Raw genomic sequence first — 20903 nt, 5'->3', positions numbered from 1 at the left:
GGAAGGCATGAAGCCTTCCCGTTTCCGATTCATGTATCTTCCGCTGCCTTACTTAACAGACCAAGTGTCTCTTCTCCATTGCAGCACTTCATTAATCCGATCTTCATAAGCCTTGATGTTGAGCTTGCGGATTTCAGTGACGTACTCATCCCAGACGCTGTCGAATTCTTCCGGTTTAGCTAGAATGGCTTTCGGTAAGTACTTCGTGGACAACTCATTTTGCTTCGTATTCACGATTTTCGCTTCAGATCCGTCTACCAGGTCGACAGACCATGCCGGGTACGCGATGTCGTTCTCAGGAGCCGGACTGAAGAAGTCGACATAGCTGTTGAATCCGTATTGGGCGAGGAAGTTCTTGTCATACTCTTTCATGCCTGCCAGAATTTCTTCAGGCTGGGCAGCCGCATCTGTCGCGTTGCCGTCCGAGAATAAACCTTCCATTTTTGGGGCTTGGCCGTAGAAGGAATCGGCTTTATTCGCGAGCTTCCAGGTTGCATCGGTAAACTGGTCGCGCTGCTCTTGCGTTTTCATGAATCGGCCGTCTTTAACGATGTAATCTTCCCCTTCGATCCCCCAGGCCAAGATTTTTTGCCAATCTTCTTGAATCAGCGTATCCAACAATTTGATAATTCGGATAGCCTGTTCTTCGGATGCATTGACCGTAATCCCGAACCCGTTATTGAGGTTCAGAGCCGGGCGATCTTTGTAATGATCCCGGATGCCTTCATCAAAGACAAGCGGAAGACCGACATATGTTCTTTCATCTTTCTTCTGGGTAATCAGCGCGTTTTCAGCGCTTTGGAAGTTCCAGTGCTGGTCAAACATACCAAGGACTGCGCCGCTGGAGATTTTCGCCATATACTGGTCGAAGTTTTGAGTGAACGTTTCTTTGTCGATGATGCCCAGAGCATTCATCTCGTTCAGCTTTTTATAATAGCGTTTGGCATAGTCCTTATCGGCAAAAATTTCCGCCTTGCCGTCTTTAACGACTACACCGCCATCGTTCGGATGACCGATCAAATGCTGAGGAGCATTGAACAGACCCCAGTTTTTCCAGTCATAGTTCAGAATTTCAAAGCCGATCGTCGGCGTACCGTCGATGGTCGGATGCTTTTCCTTGTATTGTTTAATCAAGTCAAAATATTGATCCAAGGTTTTAACCTCTGGATATCCCGCCTCTGCCAAAACGTCCTTCTGAATCCAGAAGGCTGGGCCCGAATACCAAGACGAGGTAACGTCAGCATTCGTTACGCCGTAGTTTGGTAGATTGTAAATATGACCGTCGTTCGGGTCTTTCATCATGTTCCAGTACTTCTCATAATGCTTCTTCAAGTTTGGCGCATGCTCTTCAATCAAATCCTCGAGCGGGATAAAGGCACCGGCAGCTGTCAGCTTTTGATTCGCTGTCATCATGTCCGGATAATCGCCCCCTGCGATCATAACGCCGAGCTTCTGGTCAATATCGCCAGCTAGGAACTCGAATTTGAAGGATGCCCCTGTCTTTTCTCTGATTAATTTATAAATCTTGTTGTCAGGTGTTGGTTGCTGGTCGGGCTGACCGATGAAAACCGAAATTTCAAACGGCTCCACTCCATTCGCGACATTTTCCCCGGCTTCCTGTCCGTTATTATCGTTCTTGGCGGCTCCCTTGTTGTTACCGCCGCTGCAAGCCGATAGTACGAGACCGAGCGAAAGCAGCAGCACCATGCTGAACCGGAGTACCGACTTTTTCTTTCCCCCCATTTAAAGCACCTCCGAAATGATATGGTTACTTCAAGGACTGTAAGCCCTTTCAATAACTTATCTTTATTGTAAAAGCGCTGCCAAACGCGAACTATAACACAATTAAAGCTTTTCCCCTAAAAACTTCAGTTCCTGTTTTTGTATTCATTGGGGGACATCCCCAATCGTTTTTCGAATTGTTTCAGAAATTGGCTGTAGTTCACATATCCTACCCTTTCCGCGATTTCGCTGTTTTTATATTGGTTTAGCCGAAGCAGCCGGGTGGCCTCCTCAATCCGGAGATTATGCACCCATTCGTTAAATCCGACACCGTTCTTCTTCATGAGCAATTGCCCAAGATACACCGGGTGCAAATAAAAACGCTCGGCCAGCTTCTTGATCGTCAGTCCCTCCCGGTAATGTTCCCGGATGTATTCGTTGATCTCCTGAATGATTCCCTGCGATTTACGAGCCTGCTCACGGCTCAGCAAATCAATGCACTCGAGGCCAAAGTTAAGCAGAAGATCCAAAAGATCGTTCAGATTCATCACCGAATCGGCCAAAGCGGATACATCATATTTCGACAGCACATCCGAAGCCTGCTCGCCGGATTCCTCCATATACTCTTTCATTTTGTACATCAAATGAATGACGGTCTTTTTCACCGTTTCAGGGGCGAGCCGCAAGTTGCGAAACCTCTCCGCTTCCGCAGCGATCGTATCTTGATAACCGGCGGCATTTAGAAGATTGAACGCCTCCATCACGCTGTCCACCAAGCATATCGAGGCGTAACGGTATTCCAGCTTTCTGTTATCGACCGATTCGTAAGAAATGACCCCGGCATAATCGGGGTCATAGAACTTATGCTTTATCGCCTCTTCCGCGGTGCTGTAGCAGCTGGCAAGACGCATGATCGATTGTTCCGGTGAGCCCACGGCCATAAACACCCGGTGACCAGAGAATCGGGCAGACAAGTCAGCAAGCATCCGGAGCGCGGGATCCTCCTGACCATCATCCGGTGAATACCCGAGAACGATGCCGAAGCGGTTCTTGTCCAGGTCAATCAAAAACATGGCACTTTGCTGCTCAACCAGGGAGCTGGCGATTCCCCTCAATTCCGCGTAACTCGTTGGCTCCGTTTGAACCAGGCAGATGTTCCATGCGTCCCGGCTGGCTGACAAAGGCTCCAGACCGTCCGGTCCGTCCCTATCCGGAGCCGGACTGTGCCCTAGCAGCTGACGGATCTTTGAAACTTGCTCTTCCCGGGAAGCAATACTGCTCCATTGTTGCTTCTCGGCTTCCTGCAGCAATTCACGATAAATCTCGCGCAGTACGTGAGAGGCTTCTTCCGCTTCAATCGGTTTCAACAAATAGTGCGCGATTCCGTAACGCATCGCTTTTCTCGCATACTCGAACTCGCTGTATCCGCTAACGATGGCGAAGCTGATTGCTTTGTTGCCGTTCTTCTGCCACTCCCCGATCATTTCAAGGCCGTCCATGAGCGGCATATGTACATCGGTGACCACTAAATCCGGCGCAAGGGAAGCCATCAATTTCAGCCCCTCCGCGCCGTTGGCGCAAGTGCCGCATATGTCAAAGCCAAGCTCCTCCCAATTGATCCATAATTGCATGCCTTCCAAAGCTCCAGGTTCGTCATCGATCAGCAGAACTTTAAATCTCAATTCCGTTCCCCTCCTTGCTCGTAATCCTGATGATCCAACAGACTGACAGGAATCTCGAAGAACACCGTCGTTCCCTGATCCGGTTTGCTGTAAATATCAAAGCGGACGAGGTCATTGTAATATAGCTCAAGCCTGCAATATACATTGCGGATTCCGATGCTGGTGCCGGACGTATTCTCGTTGCGCATGGAAATAAGAACCTCGCGAAGCTTTTCCGGGACCATGCCTTTGCCGTTGTCCTGCACGGATACACGAAGGTTGCCGTCTATTACCGTCGCGCTGATTTTGACCACGCCTTTCCCATCCACAGCCTGAATGCCATGCTTGCACGCATTTTCCACCAATGGTTGGATACTCATCTTCGGTATTTTATAAAGCAGCGCTTCCCGGTCGATATCAAGCTCATACTCAATCTTGTCCCTGAATCTGAATTTCTCGATCTTCAGATACATTTCGATGAACAAGATTTCTTCCTCAAGCGTGACGATGTCCGCTTTCCAGCTAAGCAATCTGCGAAGCAGTCTGGACAGGTTCTTGATGATATCCGTCACGTCGGAATAATTGTTTTTCGTACAGACGACCAATATGGCATTCAGTGTGTTAAACAAAAAATGCGGATTCATCTGACTTTGCAAAAAGTTCAGCTCTGCCCGTACCCGCTCCATCTCCAGGTTCTTCTTCTGAATTTCGAGCTTGTACACATTGTTGATCAAAGAGTTAATCTCGGCTGTCATCCTATTGAAATTCTGGATCAAGCCACCGATCTCGTCTCGGCCCTCATCCATTCGGATCAGGTCGAACTTCTCGTTGGTAACCTTCTGCATATGTCTGGACAACCGTTTAACCCGATAATTGTATGATCTGAGCATGATGTAAATAAATATAAACGAAAACAGTGTAATGACAGCTGCGATCATCCCCACATAAAGCTGCATTTCGCGCATGGCTTGGGATAAACGGGTTCCCTGCGTCACGCCAACCAGCTTCCAGCCCTTTACGTAACTTGCCGTTCCGATGGAGACGACATGTACGTCTTTGTCCTTGTCGTGATCAGCAAGCTGAAACACCGGATAAGCATCGGTGACGTCCCGCTGGTACCCGCTGTCCGCAGACATAATGATTTGGTTATGCTCATTGACCAGATAGAGATTTAAATAGTCCTGCTCGCGCAGGATGACATCGTAAATTTTGTTTAAGTCAATATCGATCCGGAGCAATTTATCATACTTGCTATATATGTCAAAATAGTCCATTTTTTCGATAACGCTCAGATAAGGGACCGTAGCTGTGCGGTTATTTGCTTCAGTCGCCCTGTAAGCCGCTACCATAACAGGGGACGTCGATTGTTCCCACAGCCGATACCAGTCGCTATTCTTCGCATTGGCATCGAGCACTTGATAATTCCCGCCGGGCATGATCGTATCATTCTCCGTAAATATGCTGATTCGCTGAATCTGATTGTTGACGGGAATATAACTGGTCACCCGGTTTCGAAGCTGTTCGTCGAACGTTTCGTAAAACTGGATCGGACTTTCGTAAGTTCGGTCCAGCGTTTCATACAGCAGCTTGTCCGTATTGAGCGCATGACTGACCGCTACACCGCCGTCAATGAACTCATGAATATCTTTTCTGGCCCGCTCCAGCGAGATCTGGAGGTTTTGTTCCTCGCGGTCTTTGATGATGCCGGTCATCCGGTCCATAAACGCGATATTGATAACCGCGATCGGGAGCAGCACGCCAATCACGTAGATGAGTATGAATTTATAGTTCAGCGGTATATCGTTAATAAATGATCGGAATCTGAAACGTTTTTTCATGATTTTGGCACCGTCCCGCCGTTCAATCAGCCGGCTCCCTCTCGGTTTTCTGCTTGTACGCCGATGGCAGCACTCCTGTAAGGCATTTAAATTTGATGATAAAATAGTCCGTATTCGGATATCCGACCTGAAGCGCAATGTCCGAAATTTTCATTTGGGTGCGTCTTAGCAATCGCTTTGCTTCCTCGATTCTTTTCTCGTTAAGATAGTCGTTAAACGGCTTGCCGGTCTCTTTTTTGAACAACTGGCCCAAATAGGCGGTGTTCATGTGAAACATTTTGGCCAGATCCTGCAGCTGAAGCTTGCTGCGGAACTCCCGGTCCACATATTGAATCACGTGAAATATCGTATTGTTCTCGTTCTTGGCCTCAAGCCTTGCCAGGATATCGGCCGCCTCCAAGCAAAGTTCAAGGACATAGGTTTTCAGTGCGGAATAGTTCCCGAAACTGTCGATGGCGCCATGGCCGTCGTGAAGCTTTCTCATCAAAGCATCCGGATCCCCGTTCATTTCTCCGATCCGCCTGCAAAGACTCCACTCCAGGTCAGCCACATGGGAAATGGCCTCTTTCAAATCAAGCATGCCTTCCAACATGGAGTCCAAAGCGGCTTCAACAGCAGCATGAATCTTGTTAGTCTGGTACGCCATCACGATCTCCGTAAGCTCCTTGAATTTCTCCTTTGCGAGCTCCTGCGATTTTCCGCCTTGCCTTAAATCCCTATAATGATACACACCTTCTCTGCCTTGACAACGTTTGCATTTATTAACCTCCAACGCCTGTAAATACAGCTCTCGAATCGACTCGATCCCTTGCAGAACGCCGCTGATCGTCACGATGACCGGCTGGCTTGACGGATCCTCAAGCTCCCTGTGGAGCTGCACGCTGAGCTCATGTACCCGGCAAGAGGGGAATTCATCATCAGGCAGAATCACCCCGATCCTCCCCGCGCTGTCCTCGAATATACGATCGGGTTTCTGCTTGAAATATTTCTTAACCCGTCCGGCCAGAGCGCCGGATGGCCCGGAAGCTTCAACCACAACGCACCGCAGCTTCGAATCCTTCTGCAGAAGAAGGGCCTTTGCAGCCTGCAGCTTAAGTGACTCGTTGTCTTCGCCTTGAATTAAACGGATCAATAGATTGTTGGTAAACAAAAATTGCATGCGGCTATGGCATTGCTCCGCTTTAAGCTCCTCTTGAATTTTCGTGCGCAGGCGTATCAGGACTGCCTCAATTTCTTCTTCGTCGAATGGCTTGAGCAAATATTCCGTGACCCGCTGCTGCATTGCTGTAAGCGCATAATCGAAATTATCGTAACCGCTCAATATGACGAACTTCGGTGGTCTTGCCAGCTTTTGGTTCGAGCGCTCGATCAGCTCCAATCCATTGATCACCGGCATATTGATATCCGTCAGAACCAGCTCCGGTTTAAGCTCTTGAATCATACTGAATGCTTCGGAGCCGCTCGAAGCCTCGCCGCATATCTGGAAACCGAAATTTCTCCAATTCACCATCGTGCGAAGCCCCTCGATTACCCACGGCTCGTCATCCACCAAAAGCACATTCATCATCGATATCGCTCCCCTGAAGTTGGACTATATTGCTAATTTGTAAGCGCACTCATGATTTAGGCTAACTTATGACAACTCAAGAACAGGGAAATCTGTATCCTCAACCTATATTAGAACTTACGTAATCGTCTATAGCCGAAATAAAGGTCATACCCGGTAAATTTTAGTTTTCGCCATCATTTAAGCGAGCCTATTGCTGCTGCATACCGAACAGTACAGGCTTCATCCTATGGAATAATTGATGCGAATCTACCTTTTCGTAATTCCATAACATGATGATTCGTAAATCACTTGCAGGGTAGTACCAGATTTCTGAGCGAAATCCCGGGGTACCTCCCCCGATCAAGCGAAAGTCCGTCCCCAAGAACCAACCATATCCATAATTGAGGTTCGGGTCAAAGCTTGTAACATAGTAGGGCGTGAACATCTTATCCATAGTTTCCGGTTGAAGCAGCTCCCCCTTAAAAAGGGCCTCGCACCACCTGTCCAAATCATGAACCGTAGAATACAGCTCTCCCGGTGCTTCAATACCGTTTAATTTATCGTTGTCGGCATTGGCGATTTTGCCGTTCTCCAACGTGTGTCCGTATGCTCGTCCAGGGGTTATCTTCCGCGGGTTATCCAAGCCGGTGGACCTCATCTTCAGCGGGGCAAAAAACCATGTATGCAATACTTCCTCATACTTCATCCCTGTCACTGCTTCTATTATATATCCTAACATGATAAACCCCGTACTGTTGTAGCTCCACTGTTCACCCGGATTAAACTGCTGCTTAAGGCGCGTTAAATAATCGATAAAATCTTGGTTCTCCACTTGCAATCGACTCATCTCAAAACGCAAATTAGGCACGCCATAAATATCTTGCAGCCCCGACGAGTGGCTCAATAAATGGTGAATGTTAATCTTCGGGTGAAGAACGTTGAATTTTTCAACATATTTGCCAGGATGATTTTCAAGATCGATAAGCCCTTGCTCATAGAGCTTGAGGATGGCAGCGGCAATAACCATCTTCGTTACGGATGCAATATGGAACTTCGTATCCAGCATATTGGGAACCCCTAGTTGAATGCTCGCCTGACCGAAGGATCGGCTAAACTCCTCTTTTCCCCCTCTTGTAATCAATAGGTTGCCCGATACGTAACTTTCCTTACTAAACGCTTCCACGATTTCGTCTACATTTAGCATGGAGCTCCACCTCATTTTTTATTTTCTAGTTCACATTCTCTCTTCACCATACGGATAAGCCGGTTCTTGTATCGTTTGCATCCGTTATGTACCTTACATGATCGTATCCTCGATGCTGCGCATTCTTAAATAGGTCTTCTATCGACTTATTGTTCTTGCAGTAGATACTGACGAAGCAGCTATCAACCACCAGAAGCACGAGCTGACAATCACTATTTAGAAATTCCTCATATGTTTTTACTTCTACGATGTCTTTTCCTTGAGGAAAGGCTTTCAAGTCCTGGAAGATGATATAGTATTCGTTATCCTCTAGAAGCTTTTTTAAGGTTATTCCATCCCAAATCTCCCCCGCCCCTGCAAAGAGCGCTTCCTCAAATTGACCGTCAACGATGAAATAGGCTTCCTCACCACCAACAAGCCAGTTATACTCATCGGTTTCAAAGGGCTTTAATATTTCTCCAAGGAACCTGCCATACTTATTTGGTATTTCAAAGCTAATTCCTCTTATCATGTGGCTGTTCGCTTCCTTTTGACTTTTTGTGTTGTTTAAATGCTCTAATTATGTATAAGAATAATGCTATAACAAACAATGAAACAGATAAACCAATGAATATTTGTACTATCACCCGCAATCAGCCCCCGTCATGAAATTTAAAGTTCTCGCAGAATATACGGTTCGAACGAAACTTCCTCGAGTTCATTCAACTCTTTTTGCCATTAAAATATCTGGTTTTCCCATTCCATTTGCATCCGGTATAATCCCGACAATGACATATCCCAACTTGAAATAGAAATTTGCGGGATGATCTTCACTTCGAAATTCTTTAATGAACGCAGGAACATCTGTATAGATATTCCGATTCGACAAGTTCGTTTGATTATGTTCGTCATCCGAGCCTAGCATGATCGTAACTCCGCCTCTTTGGGCAACCTGCTTTTCAAAATCCAGAACCAGCCGTTTTCCATGCCCTTTTCTTCTATGAGCTTCACGGATTACCAAGGGATGGAGCTCCCATACATTTCCGCCATATTGACTTTGACCCCCGATCCACCCAATGACTTCACCCTCTTGGCTAAGTAATACGCGGCTAATTCTCTCCTCTTGCAATGAATCGATTACTTCATCTTTTGCAGATTCATATGTTGACCAGGCCTCGAAGCTCTCCTGTAAAAGCCTAGCGGTTTGATGGATTCGAGCCGTGTCTTCTTTAGTCAGATCCACTATTTTCATTCACAAGTATCCTTTCATTTTAAATTCTAGCCAGCTTCGATTGGAATTTAATAATATATGAATGTTTTTGAAAAAATCCCGATAATCCCATAAATAATAATCCGCTCCGGGTGTATTGTTTTGAAACAAACAGGTTTTAATACCTAAGAGCTTTCCAGGGATAATATCAATTTCCCGATCACCGATAACAAGGTCAATTTGATTTCTCTTATGCAAATACAGGTAAGATTCCGGATCTGGCTTTCTCGCGAACCCATCATCACCTGCAACGAGATCTACAAAATATCGTTCCCACCCATAATGCTTAATAATAGACTCCACTTCCCTCCGAGGCTTATGAGTCATGATAACGCTCTTATTAGCCGCTGATAGTATGTTCTCTACATGAGGAAATGGCGGGGTTTGTTCAGGCAGGAGCCGTTCTTCTCTTCTAAAAATTTCCCGAATTTGCGATTCGGATAATTTAAAGTGCTTCACAGCATGGGTGAATGATACTTTTAGATAGGTCAGAATCTCCTCTTCCGCCTTGTCTTCTTCCATCACGTCTTTAAAAATAGCGGCATAAGCAGGATAAGTATTGAATAAGGTCCCGTCGAAATCCCATAGGATATTTATGATCGCACATCCCCCTTATAAGTAGTGGATTTATAGAAGCGGAAGCCAAGGGCCATCAATTCATTGTTAATTTAGGCCACTACAACCATATAGTTAGTACATCGTAACCCTTAAGCCATTCAACTTTCCATTATTATACATCCCATTGGCGAAGGGTGATAGCATTGTATGCATGAGCATAATGTGTACATGGTCGTTCCTCTCGATCACGATAAAAAAAGGATTGGGTAACGATCGGAGTTCAACCCGATGTCCCAATCCTGTTCTTGTTTACTTCACGATAACCTTGGCAGCAGTACTGCGGTTTCCAGCAGCGTCTGTCGCATAGACGGTTAAACTTTTCCCTGCCTTCTGTGCCTTGATGGACACAGTAAAATTGCCACTCTTATTCGCAGTTCCTTTGCCAATCAGCGTTTTTCCGGAATATACCGTTACAGTAGAAGATGGCTCGGCCTTGCCCGTGACCTTGGTTGACTGGCTTTTCAGTGCATTCACTTTAGGTGCTGCTGGCGGAGTCAATTCCTTCATTCTCAGGCTATAAGCTCCGGTGTTAGCGCCGTATTTCTTCACCTTGACATAATACGTGCCTGGTTTAAGCTGAAGCTTCTGTACGACTTTTTTCGGCTGATCGTCACTAGCGTAGTACACATCATTTTTATACAGTTCTGTCACACCATCGTTTGCAAGGAGATAGACAAGGACTTCGTTAATCTGTGACGTGAAATCCAACTGAACGGGTCCGGTTTTCGGTACCGTAAATTTGTACATATCCACATCATCCGACCAGGAAATCCAGCCTTTCACCAGTTGATTGGTCAATTGGATCGACTGCGCCATTTCCTTCGTATCATTCGGCTCAGCATCAAGTCCGTTATAGGCTTTAAAATTCGCTTTTAGAGTGTATTTTCCGGTGTTGCTGCCATATTTCTTGACTTTGATAAAGTACGTACCGGCTTCGAGATCAAGCGACTCATTCCACTTTTTCGGCTCTTGATCACTACCATAATACAGGTCGGCTTTATCAAATTCGGTCGTACCATCAGCGTCCAGTACATAAATTAACACTTCTCTAATCTGAGAAATGGCCTCCAAATCGACTTGCCCGGCCTTTGGCAGCTGGAATCGGTAAACATCTACGTCGTCGGATTCGGAAATATAGCCAGTCTGCGCTTTGTTGTTGGTCTGGAGCGCCTGCGACTGTTCCGTGTTGTTGTTCGGCTCCGCATCATTTCCTTTCACCGGAGTATGATTAGCTTTAATTGTATATTTTCCGGTGTTGCTGCCATATTTCTTCACTTTAAAATAATAGGTTCCCGCTTCCAAATCGAGGGATTGCGTCCATTTCTGCGGCTCGTCCAGGCTTCCATAATACAGGTCCTGCTTTGTGATTTCCGTCGTCCCGTCGCCATCCAATACATAGAGTAAAACCTCTCTAATATATGAAAATGCCTCCAAATCGACTCGTCCAGCCGACGGCACATCCAATCGATAAACATCAACCGAATCGGACTCGGAAATAAGGCCCTTTTGAACGGTTCCCTTTAAATTCAGAGGCTGTGCTGCATCAGTGCTATCATTTGGCTCGATATCCTGGCCATTGGCCGGTGTGTGGGTAAGTTTAAGAGAATAAGCCCCCGTGTTCTTGCCATACTGCTTAACCTTGATGAAATATGTACCTGCCTCAAGATCTAACCATGTGTCCCATTTCTTCGGCTCGGATTCACTGCCGTAATAGAGATCTTCCTTAGCAAGCTCCGTTGTTCCGTCGGGTGCCATCACATAGAACAGCGCTTCTCTGATTTCAGAGAATACTTCTACATTTACTCGTCCTGCTGAAGGAACGACAAATGAATACTGGTGCAACTCATCACCTGCATTCGTGATCGCCCCCGTAATCTTGTTGTTGAATGTCAGCACTTGGGAACTGTCTGCCGCAACGAGCGAGCTTGGGAATAAGCTGAAAACTAATAATAAAGATAAAATTAAACTCCATGATGATTTCTTCATCTGACTTCTCTCCCTTGATGTACGATATTGCCTTTCGAATTGCAAAAAGTGCTGACAGATACCCCCCTTGAGAATTAGATAATTCCTATCCTGGTAATGAAAAATAACAGGCAATTCCAAAATGATGGGTACCTTGCGACCACTCATGTTCCTTAGCAGAATATTAGAACTTTTAGTCCGCTTCTTATAGCACAGTTTTCATTTCACAAATCATCATTTTGATAGTTTTTTCCTAACTTTAGATAGGACAAAAGAAATACATGAAAATTATAGTACGAATTCTAAAAAAGAACAATTAAAATAATTCATCAAGCTTGCCCCGAAAATAATGAGTTCTATTTTTATGGATGGATTCTTGCAATTCTGTAATTGCACGCAACAAAAATGGCCCAGCCTGTGAGCGCAGACTGGGCATTTATGGTTTGTGCTGTTTTCCTTGACTAAGCGAAAGCTATTCATCGTAGATACATTGTTATATGAAATTCTACATCTTACTAAACCCACCACTTACTCTGTCTTAACAGTTGAACCTCCACTTTCATTTCTTGCTCAATCCATTGTCTCATTTGGGTTTTCATCACAAAAAATTCTGAGGCTGCATGTGAAAGACCTATTGAAGACATTTGAGTCTCCTCAACATATTCCTTCATCCGGTTATATTTGCTCTTTCCATAATCATTATGAATGTGGCAATGGATTTCTCCTGTCACATAAGCTTGTGCCCCTTTGCGCTCTGCCTCTTTCATATCGGAAACAACATCCCCGCATCCAGCAATGATGGCAATTCGCTGAATCCGTTTATGTTTAATTCCCTCAAAATCAACATAGGGCACCTCAAAAAGCGGAAGCAATCTATCAATCAATTCATCCGTGCTTGTTAAATCAATATCGCAAATCACCCCCGCGTATCCGTTACCGTATGGGCAGAACTCATCTACGATCTCGCCTCCAAGTGCTTCCGAAATCGAAATATTTGTACCAATCTTACGATTATAATCTAATGGCGCATGACAAGTGTAGATCGAGAGCTGTCTTCGTGAAATCTCATCTAGAAGAGACGGGGTTATTGGCAAAAAACCTCTCCCCCACTCGCCTTGAGGATCACCACACTCCATTGGTATGGGATGATGCATAAACAGAAGATCACCTTCATCCGCTTCCTCAATAAACTGTATTACGACCTCATCCGTTGGAAATGAAGCTAAAAAAATCCGCTGGAGCTCCGGACTTCCCTTCATCATTAGACCATTAAAGCGCTGCGTAAAATCTTCTTCAAACTTCGCTTTGGATCATATACCATGGGGATAAATCTGCTGAAAGCAGGATCTTTATCTAACTGATAAATGTCAAAGAATAAATCAAGTTTCCTTTGTACATCATGCAGTAATTCCACTTTTTACGGCACCCCCTTTTGTTCTGTTCACAATTTATTCCGACCCTTTTACTCACAAAACATGTTTTCCATTGGTTCTTTACAATGCTGGTATCCATGTTTCTTGTAAAAATCAACACCCTCATCACTAGGCCACACAATGATAAATTCATATCGGTTTTCTTTTGCCCATTCATTGATTTTAGATATCAACCGACTACCAATGCCTTTTCCTCGAAAATCTGGCTTTGTATAGACATTCGTCATATAGGCAAATGGATAGGTGATTCGTCCAGGTCTTGGTACCTTGTGGATAAGTTCTATGTACATATTGGAGACTAGCAAGCCGTTTTCTTCAGCAACCCATATATACCAATTCCCGCTTTCAAATGCATCTAATAAAAACTCCATACACTCATCGTAGAAGTCATCATATTTTTCATTTTTCAAGTTGCCATCCACATCGTCTTCAAATGTAAAATCCCATCTCATGCGAATAAGCTGATCCATATCTTCCTTCGTTGCAGTTCGAATTATCATGAGATCACCCCTGTTTAAAAATTACAGCCAAGCTTAGTCCGTCGCTTCTTCTTCGTCCCAAATGGCATACTCGCCATAGCCTAAATACTCGCACACCTCAAGAACTTTGCTGCCCCGTATAATGATCTCCATGCCATTTTCAGCGTCCCATTCGGTTCCTCCACCCAGAATGGCTCCGAATGTATCATCACTTCGGTCGTAAGGGTTTCGATAAAGCTCAACATCCCCTACGGACATAAAGGCCAATATCTCTCTCCCACTGGCTTCAGCCAAGCCGGTCGGATAATCAGCCGTATCACTGGACATTTTTTCATTTTTCCACTCGCATGCTCGCTCGCATATTTCATCAATCGTTTCAGCCGGCAAAGCATTCAACACGGTATCAATATATGCTTCTGCTTCCTTCACACGCATATCTTCCGTATTAAAGTGATATTCGACTTGGCATTGGAATAAAGCAAGCTGCCCAAACCCGGACATTCTGCTCTCATCACCTGGATCTTCTACTCCAACTTGTTCTAAACGAAATCCTTCCGTCATAATACGCCCTCCTCCATAATCTACGCATCCCAGTACACAGTGATAACCGATTCACCACTCCTTCAGGCGTAATATCCTCCATGCGTTAAATATTGGCCTGTTTTCTTGTAGTGTTTAAAAATTTTACTGAATGCCCGATTGGCCATTGCCTGACTTTGCTTATTATTTAATAAGATAACAACCTGTTCCATGGGTGTATCCCATGGAATCTCTCCGCTTACCAGCTTTTCAAGATCGACCTCAAAAAGGCCAGTCAACTCGTTCAAACAGCTTCCAAACCGATATTCGGCAGCTGATCCCTTCAACTCTACTAATTCGAATTCAATACATATCGCCATAGAAAACGTCCTTTGATTGTATTCTCATGTTTTAGATCCTTCTTGTAAAAACGAATTTAGAACCCTTTTTAGTTATGGTTATTCAAGAAACACCCAAGCCTCTTATAGCTCTTGTCTTTGGCTTGGGCGTTTGTAGTCTGAGCATCTTCTTATGGATTTTCCTCTTTAAGCTTTTTCATCTCATCTAACGTCATCTCATTACATTGCTTGATGAACTTCAGTATAAATTGCAGCTCTTGATCCGTATATTGACCCATGATCTGAAGAGTCGATTGCATGAGCGATTTAAATACAGGCGCAACCTGCTCGGAACGTTCCGGAACGAGCTTGACGACGACGCGTCTTCGATCATTGGGGTCCTTATCCCTGATGACATAACCCGCCTGTTCCAGCCGATCAATCACACTGGTAACAGCTCCTGTCGTAAGCCCCGTTAATTGAGCCAGCTGCCCGGCCGTTACAGGCCCAGCCTGATTTATAAAGTCCAGGCATTTATGATCGGTAGCGTTCAGACCCATTTTCTCAGAGATTAAATCATGCAACATGACCGCACGCGCGCTGTTCTGGCGCAACTCAAGCAGCAATTCCTGCTGCAAGGACGAAACATCCGGTAAAACATTGTCTCTTGACATCGTGAAACCTCCGCGGTAAGATAAAAACATCTTGATTGATCAAGATATTTAATTCACTAAGATTATTTATCGATCAAGATTTTATTTGTTCACAAGTATAGCACAAGGGTTCTGTACCCGCCAAACCAAATTAACTATGGAGAGGACTGGTTCAAATGGCTAAACAAGAAGAACTGAAAGCGATCAGTGATTTATTCGCAAGCTTAAGCGAGGCTTGGAACAAGGGCGATGGAGCAGCTTACGGGAATTGTTTTACCGAAGACGCCGATTATGTAACATTCGCCGGCCAGCACCTGAAAGGAAGACAACAAATCGCCGACGTCCACCAAATGCTGTTTAACGGACCACTGAAAGGCTCTGTCCTCGTGTCCCGTTCGTACACGGATCTGCAGCCGCGTTTTATTACACCGGATGTAGCGATCGTTCATGCGATCGGGGAGGTTCAACTTGCCGAGCCTGCTCAAGATCCGAATGACCGTGGGTCACTCAATTCCAATGTGATCATCAAACAAAATGGGGAATGGAAAATAACCGCCTTCCACAATTGCCGCATTCAAGAGATGCAGCAGGGCAAACCGGCGTCCATGAAAGGCTAGTGCTTGCTCAAACTTCCATCATCAAGAAGTCTAATAGATGAGATGGCTGCTCGCTTCCATTCGATTAAATAACATGTAGATATACAGCCACCCGGCCGGGGTATCGCCTGTGTCATACCCGATGCGCACGCAGGCGTTCCTCGTCGAAGGCAACCTTAGACAGAACCAGCTCGTTTACATCCTCGTCCGGATGCGCCTTAGCAACGAGCTCCAGCGCAAGGTCATTCAGTTCGTTCATACGCTCCCATGCCTTCTTGATAGCCGGCGATAGCCGCTTCATATCCGATTCGACCGACACATCCGCTCTCGCCGGAATCTCTATCTTTTGTAGACGCACATCCCCCTCCTTTTCCCCACATGATCCCTATCATTTAACTTAGCCCTGGTCTCTCATTTTAAAGTCAATTACGCAATGGCTGACGGGAGGTTTCCCGGTTTTTCTACGGTTTGCTGCGCTGATATCAATATTGCCCCCCGGTACCGGATGCGGCTATTGATGCATATGAATTCGTCCTTCATTACCTTATATTACGATTTTGTAAGGAAAGTGTAAGGTAATTCAATTCCGATACCATCCTGCGAAATGTATAATGTTCATTCGTACCGAATGTTTCAGTGACGGACTCGTCCCGATGGAGATCATCTGTTAAAGTGCTGTGGCACTGATTTTATGAGGTTAGGATGGTTCTAGAACGATGAAAAAGAAATGGTTAAAGATATTTTCGAGCGTATTGTTACTTAGTGTGGTAGCCGTCATATCATATTATCTCTATTCGATTGTCCACTTCACGAACAGCATCTCCACCGCATCGAACCGGCCGCCAATAGCAACGTCGTCGAATTCGTCCACGGGTGGAGACCAGACAATTGAGATCCCGAAATGGGAAGGCAAAGAGCGTATCAATATTCTTCTGCTCGGGGGAGATTCCCGCGGGGAGGATTCCGGGAGATCGGATTCGATTTTGGTGGCATCCATCGATCCCGTTTCGAAAAAAGTCCATCTATTTTCAATTCTCAGGGATACTTACGTAGACATACCGGGACATGGAAAAGGAAGATTAAACTCGGCGTTTGCCTACGGCGGTACGAATTTAACGAGACAAACCGTCAGCGAGCTGCTGGATATCCCGATACATAAATACGTCTATACCGACTTTGTCGGCTTTATTGCTCTTGTGGACGCACTTGGCGGGGTTGACATCGAAGTAGAGCGAGATATGCATTACACAAGCAAAGCCGATCAGCACCTATACGACATCGATTTGAAAAAAGGGTACCAGCATCTTGACGGTAACATGGCCCTGCAATACGTGCGTTTCCGGAAAGAGGCAAGGTCGGATTTTGCGCGTACGGAGCGTCAGCGCAAGCTGATCTCTGAAATCGCTAAGAAAATGCAGTCAACCACGGGTCTGATCAAGCTTCCCGGTATTCTGGAATCCATCAGCCCCTACATCGAAACCGATTTATCACCAAAAGAAATGCTGAAGCTGGCCGCTTTAGGTTTCGATCTCGATCTGGACCATATTGATGAGCAGCAGATTCCCCCTTTCTCGTTGTTAACGAATGAAAAGGTAGGACATGCCCAGGTGCTCGGCGTGAATAAGAGCAAGCTCCAAGCCTATGTTAAGGAATTATTTGATGCGGATACGAGCGCGAACGAATAATGGGATAAGGACCTTACATTATAAAAGGTTCTGTTCGATCACTGCAGCAGTGTTGTTGGAGATTGACAGGATGTTCCTTTGGGAGATGTGACGTATGATTCCTGTAATGGACAACGAAGCTTAGGGATATTCCCTAAGCTTCTTACAGTTTTTCGCGATGTTCTGGCCCTTGTGATCAGCAAAGTAATCCCTCGCGAGCTCAATCGCTTGAGTATTCTTCTAGTAACTTATTAATGAAGGATATCGATCAATTTATTACGTTCATCCTCATCTAATAACAGCTTGTAATGCCCATTATCATCATGATCCACAAATAAATCTTCACCCTGATCCAGCCATAACGATAGCTTCTTCGTTTCTCCATTCTTCAATGCCATTTCAACCACATTATCCGCTGGACCAATATCAAGCTGTCCGATCTCGTATACGCCACCATGAATTATATTCATAAAATCCTGCAACTCTGTTGGGGATAATGTTCTATTTGCTTCATCCTTATCCTTTATGATGATATCAATTATATCTCCACTTCTAATAAGATGATTACTTCCCCAGTTATCATCTTTAGTGTCATTGTTCTGACAACCCAAAAATAAGAAGGCCATAAGTAGAAACATCACGGAGATCTTCTTCATGATTCACCTCGATCCGCAGCGTTTTGAAAATCTTTTTTTTAACGGCTACAAATATTTTATCTGGAGGCCTATTCTCTACTTATACATGCAGCTGAACCCAGCGGGCATTAACTGGCCTTGCAGCACGAACATCACTAGATGGCGTTATAATGAATGTTTTTAATGTAAGTATAATCTCCATACCGAATCTCTTTGGGATAATCCCCGCTGCAGGTCTCAAGCTTGAGCAAATCATCATAACTTTCAATGAATTTACTCGTGAGCTCTGCCTGGGAGTATATCTGGTATAGCAGGTTCCTGATCTTCTCATCCAGCTTACTGTCGCAACGAACCCCTAATTTCACCATGTTATGCTGATCGGTAAAGCCGTTAAATAAATCAATGAATATAAAGCTGTCCCTATCGTCTTCCTTGATAAATACAAAAATATCTCCTTTTCCTGCCCCATAAGAAAGATATCGCTGATATAACGCGGTTATATCGAAACTTATATGCAGCTGCCCCATTAACTGTTCGAATTGGGATCCCTCATCGGGATCATCGATCAAATCAAAAAACGGCAGGTAAAAAGAAAATTCAGTATATTTCTTCATTCGTAATTCCTTTCATGCGTTCGTTTTACATGACTAAGCGGCTCTTCAATCGCAAGATTATGACCAGTACCTTTTATAAAGTACCTCTTATAGCCTATCTAAGTGCGTATCTTTAAAATCCGTTGTATATTTCAATCCATACCCCATTAGTCTATCAATTCCAATATGTGCGGTCCAAATGATTCCTAGCTGAATCAAAATATCGCTTTTCATTATGATCCCTATTACTAAAACAGATCCGCTTAATAAATATGTATGAAAAAGATTGTAGGTTACAGCACCTGCTTTGTTTCCTTTTATATATCCGATCATGGATAAATCCGGAAATAGCAGAAGTACAAAAAACCAAATTAACTTATAATCATTAAGAACAAAAGCATAAATACAAGCTAGAAAAACCAATAATCCTTCAAGTCTTATGATCTTCTTATTCATATTGTCCCCCCCGCAAATAGTTTCACTTGCTTCGTTCTGTCTTAAAACGTTTAATGGCATCCACGACGAGACCCGACCATAGATAGCTCTTATCTTAGGCCGGGTCGTGTGTTGTTTCAATATTCATCTGTCTCTGAGAATTTTTCGAGTACAATGTACGGCTAAAAGGGCGGTTGGCTAGTCTCCATGAAGGGAGGTGATGCCCATGGAGGTCTATGACACACTTTCCTTAATGTTCATGTTCGGCATGTTCATTCTGGCGCTCCTAACCTACATGAAAAAGAAATAGACCGCCCTCCCTAAGGTAACGGTCTATTTCGACCACCACTTAGCGGCCGACTGCTCTTTATGCAGTTATTGTACACTGGAGTCGTGTTCCCGCACGACTCCTTACTTTTTCTTACCTCAGTATACTTCATTTTATAACATATTTATAGGGGTTATTTCTTGAGTTAATTGTCCATTTTATTATCACAATCCGCCTTAATTCCCTTATTCCCCTTCAACCGATGACAATGAATGCGCCGTGAAATGGTAAAACGCCATCGCATCCTCTTCAGTGGCAAAACCGGCCTGCGCCATGTTGTCGCTTCCTCCGCCTTTACCATTATAATTAGCTAGATGCTGCTTGAAGAACGCACCGCAGGCGAGCTCGCGCTTTCCCCCTTTAGCAAGAAGCACCTTGTTGTCTGCATTGGACACAAAAAGCACGATAACGTCAGTTTGGTCGGTGAGCTTGGCCGCCAGGTTCTGCATATCCTTCAGAGGCTTGTCCGCAAACACATGCTTGATCAGGCCGCTTTGACGTCCAGCCAATAGCTTCTCGGCCAGGTAGGCATCATTCTCGGCTTTCACGGCGTTTAATTCCGTCTGGAGCTGCTTTTGCTCTTGATCCCATTTTGCAATCCGGTCCAGAATCTCTTCCTTCGAGGTATTGAACCTAGCGGATAGGCTGCTTAGAATGTCCATTCCGGCATTGAATTCCTTCAACGCACGATAACCGCATTTAAAATAAATGCGCAAATGTCCCTTCTGCTTCTCTGCTCTCAGCAGCTTGATCATGCCGATCTCACCTGTGGCTGAGACATGGGTGCCTCCGCATGGGTTATATTCGATCCCTTCAATTTCAACGATCCGGATATCCTCAGATACCTTTGGCTGTTTCACCAGCGGGAGGACGGCTGCCTGCTCACGGGTCACAAAATAACTCGTCACCTTGCGGTTCAGGTATATCTGATCATTGACTTCGAGCTCGAGCATCATCAACTGGTCCGGAGACAGATCCGCTCGTGCGATATCAACGGTGGCGTAATCCTGGCCCAGGTGGAAGCTGAGCGTCTCCGCCTCGCAAACCTCCAAACACATGGCGGACAGCAGATGCTGACCGCTATGATGCTGCATGTGGTCAAACCTCCGGTCCCAATTTAAACGACATTGAACCTCTTCCTTCTCAGGGAAACGCTCCACTTTATGCAGAATCTCTCCTTCTTCAAGAACGACATCCAGCACCGGGATGGCATCGATCCATCCCAGGTCACACGGCTGCCCTCCGCCGTGCGGATAAAATGCCGTCGCCTCCAAGACCAGATAAGCTCCATCTTCCCGCTCCCATTTGCGCGTGATTCGCGTCCCCCACTCCCGAATATAGGCTGATTCGTAATATAGCTTCTTTGTCATCTTCTATGTCCTCACTATTCTGGATGATTTATTTTAGTATGATTTTCTTATTTA

Annotated in this window: 21 protein-coding genes and 1 pseudogene; 3 read left to right on the top strand and 19 right to left on the bottom strand. The window is 45.1% G+C overall.

Features of this window, described 5'->3' with window-relative positions; genetic code table 11:
* Positions 1–48: 48 nt before the first annotated feature.
* The 14 genes and pseudogenes from NST44_RS14475 to NST44_RS14410 form a co-directional block, all read right to left on the bottom strand.
* On the bottom strand, positions 49–1743 hold the full coding sequence (locus tag NST44_RS14475; protein ID WP_007127856.1) for a hypothetical protein: 1695 nt from the start codon (positions 1741–1743) through the stop codon (positions 49–51).
* A gap of 125 nt (positions 1744–1868) precedes the next feature.
* A complete protein-coding gene (locus tag NST44_RS14470; RefSeq protein ID WP_340899996.1) occupies positions 1869–3404 on the bottom strand; it encodes a response regulator transcription factor in 1536 nt (511 codons plus the stop codon).
* Positions 3401–5221, bottom strand: a complete 1821-nt coding sequence (locus NST44_RS14465; protein ID WP_007127854.1) for a sensor histidine kinase — start codon at positions 5219–5221, stop codon at positions 3401–3403. The genes NST44_RS14470 and NST44_RS14465 overlap by 4 nt, the downstream gene beginning before the upstream one ends.
* Positions 5222–5243: 22 nt before the next feature.
* Complete coding sequence (locus tag NST44_RS14460) at positions 5244–6788, bottom strand: response regulator (RefSeq protein WP_340899995.1); 1545 nt, start codon at positions 6786–6788, stop codon at positions 5244–5246.
* Positions 6789–6978: 190 nt separating this feature from the next.
* Positions 6979–7974 (bottom strand): serine hydrolase domain-containing protein, encoded by a 996-nt coding sequence (locus NST44_RS14455; RefSeq protein WP_340899994.1) that lies wholly within the window; start codon positions 7972–7974, stop codon positions 6979–6981.
* A gap of 43 nt (positions 7975–8017) precedes the next feature.
* On the bottom strand, positions 8018–8485 hold the full coding sequence (locus NST44_RS14450; protein WP_340899993.1) for a DUF2691 family protein: 468 nt from the start codon (positions 8483–8485) through the stop codon (positions 8018–8020).
* 186 nt (positions 8486–8671) lie between these two features.
* The gene (locus tag NST44_RS14445; RefSeq protein ID WP_340899992.1) at positions 8672–9205 is read right to left on the bottom strand and encodes a GNAT family N-acetyltransferase; all 534 of its coding nucleotides are present in this window, start codon (positions 9203–9205) and stop codon (positions 8672–8674) included.
* Entirely contained in the window at positions 9206–9820 is a 615-nt protein-coding gene (locus tag NST44_RS14440; protein ID WP_050953986.1) for an HAD-IA family hydrolase, read from the bottom strand. It lies immediately after the preceding gene.
* Between the two features lie 270 nt (positions 9821–10090).
* A complete protein-coding gene (locus NST44_RS14435; protein ID WP_340899991.1) occupies positions 10091–11827 on the bottom strand; it encodes an Ig-like domain-containing protein in 1737 nt (578 codons plus the stop codon).
* 494 nt (positions 11828–12321) lie between these two features.
* A pseudogene (locus NST44_RS14430) lies at positions 12322–13220 on the bottom strand (Nif3-like dinuclear metal center hexameric protein).
* Positions 13221–13268: 48 nt separating this feature from the next.
* Positions 13269–13739, bottom strand: coding sequence for a GNAT family N-acetyltransferase (locus NST44_RS14425; RefSeq protein ID WP_007127846.1), 471 nt, complete (start codon positions 13737–13739; stop codon positions 13269–13271).
* A gap of 33 nt (positions 13740–13772) precedes the next feature.
* A complete protein-coding gene (locus tag NST44_RS14420) occupies positions 13773–14279 on the bottom strand; it encodes a DUF6985 domain-containing protein (protein ID WP_340899990.1) in 507 nt (168 codons plus the stop codon).
* A gap of 62 nt (positions 14280–14341) precedes the next feature.
* Positions 14342–14617, bottom strand: coding sequence for a hypothetical protein (locus NST44_RS14415; RefSeq protein WP_213614563.1), 276 nt, complete (start codon positions 14615–14617; stop codon positions 14342–14344).
* Between the two features lie 149 nt (positions 14618–14766).
* Entirely contained in the window at positions 14767–15249 is a 483-nt protein-coding gene (locus NST44_RS14410; protein ID WP_007127843.1) for a MarR family winged helix-turn-helix transcriptional regulator, read from the bottom strand.
* Between the two features lie 155 nt (positions 15250–15404).
* Here NST44_RS14410 and NST44_RS14405 point away from each other — a divergent pair, with 155 nt between their 5' ends.
* The gene (locus NST44_RS14405; RefSeq protein WP_028404704.1) at positions 15405–15845 is read left to right on the top strand and encodes an SgcJ/EcaC family oxidoreductase; all 441 of its coding nucleotides are present in this window, start codon (positions 15405–15407) and stop codon (positions 15843–15845) included.
* A 112-nt stretch (positions 15846–15957) separates the two neighbouring features.
* Here NST44_RS14405 and NST44_RS14400 read toward each other — a convergent pair whose 3' ends face one another.
* A complete protein-coding gene (locus tag NST44_RS14400; protein WP_213614567.1) occupies positions 15958–16182 on the bottom strand; it encodes a hypothetical protein in 225 nt (74 codons plus the stop codon).
* Positions 16183–16540: 358 nt separating this feature from the next.
* Here NST44_RS14400 and NST44_RS14395 point away from each other — a divergent pair, with 358 nt between their 5' ends.
* Complete coding sequence (locus NST44_RS14395; protein ID WP_340899989.1) at positions 16541–17509, top strand: LCP family protein; 969 nt, start codon at positions 16541–16543, stop codon at positions 17507–17509.
* A 230-nt stretch (positions 17510–17739) separates the two neighbouring features.
* Here the strand turns inward: NST44_RS14395 and NST44_RS14390 are convergent, their stop codons facing one another.
* The 3 genes from NST44_RS14390 to NST44_RS14380 all read right to left on the bottom strand — a co-directional run bounded on the left by NST44_RS14390 (position 17740) and on the right by NST44_RS14380 (position 19172).
* Positions 17740–18144, bottom strand: coding sequence for a hypothetical protein (locus NST44_RS14390; RefSeq protein ID WP_213614571.1), 405 nt, complete (start codon positions 18142–18144; stop codon positions 17740–17742).
* A 134-nt stretch (positions 18145–18278) separates the two neighbouring features.
* On the bottom strand, positions 18279–18737 hold the full coding sequence (locus tag NST44_RS14385) for a hypothetical protein (protein WP_007127838.1): 459 nt from the start codon (positions 18735–18737) through the stop codon (positions 18279–18281).
* Between the two features lie 87 nt (positions 18738–18824).
* A complete protein-coding gene (locus tag NST44_RS14380; protein WP_007127837.1) occupies positions 18825–19172 on the bottom strand; it encodes a DUF4260 domain-containing protein in 348 nt (115 codons plus the stop codon).
* Between the two features lie 199 nt (positions 19173–19371).
* Between NST44_RS14380 and NST44_RS14375 the strand changes: the two genes are divergently transcribed.
* Positions 19372–19461: a putative holin-like toxin gene (locus NST44_RS14375; protein ID WP_321175361.1), complete on the top strand. Its 90-nt coding sequence runs from the start codon at positions 19372–19374 to the stop codon at positions 19459–19461.
* 203 nt (positions 19462–19664) lie between these two features.
* Here NST44_RS14375 and NST44_RS14370 read toward each other — a convergent pair whose 3' ends face one another.
* Positions 19665–20849 carry an alanyl-tRNA editing protein gene (locus NST44_RS14370; RefSeq protein ID WP_007127836.1) on the bottom strand — a complete coding sequence of 395 codons (1185 nt, stop codon included), beginning with the start codon at positions 20847–20849 and terminating at the stop codon, positions 19665–19667.
* Positions 20850–20903 lie beyond the last annotated feature (54 nt).

The organism is Paenibacillus sp. FSL W8-0919 (assembly GCF_038003785.1).
Taxonomy (GTDB): domain Bacteria; phylum Bacillota; class Bacilli; order Paenibacillales; family Paenibacillaceae; genus Paenibacillus_AQ; species Paenibacillus_AQ lactis.
This window is presented reverse-complemented; position numbering and strand designations above follow the sequence as displayed.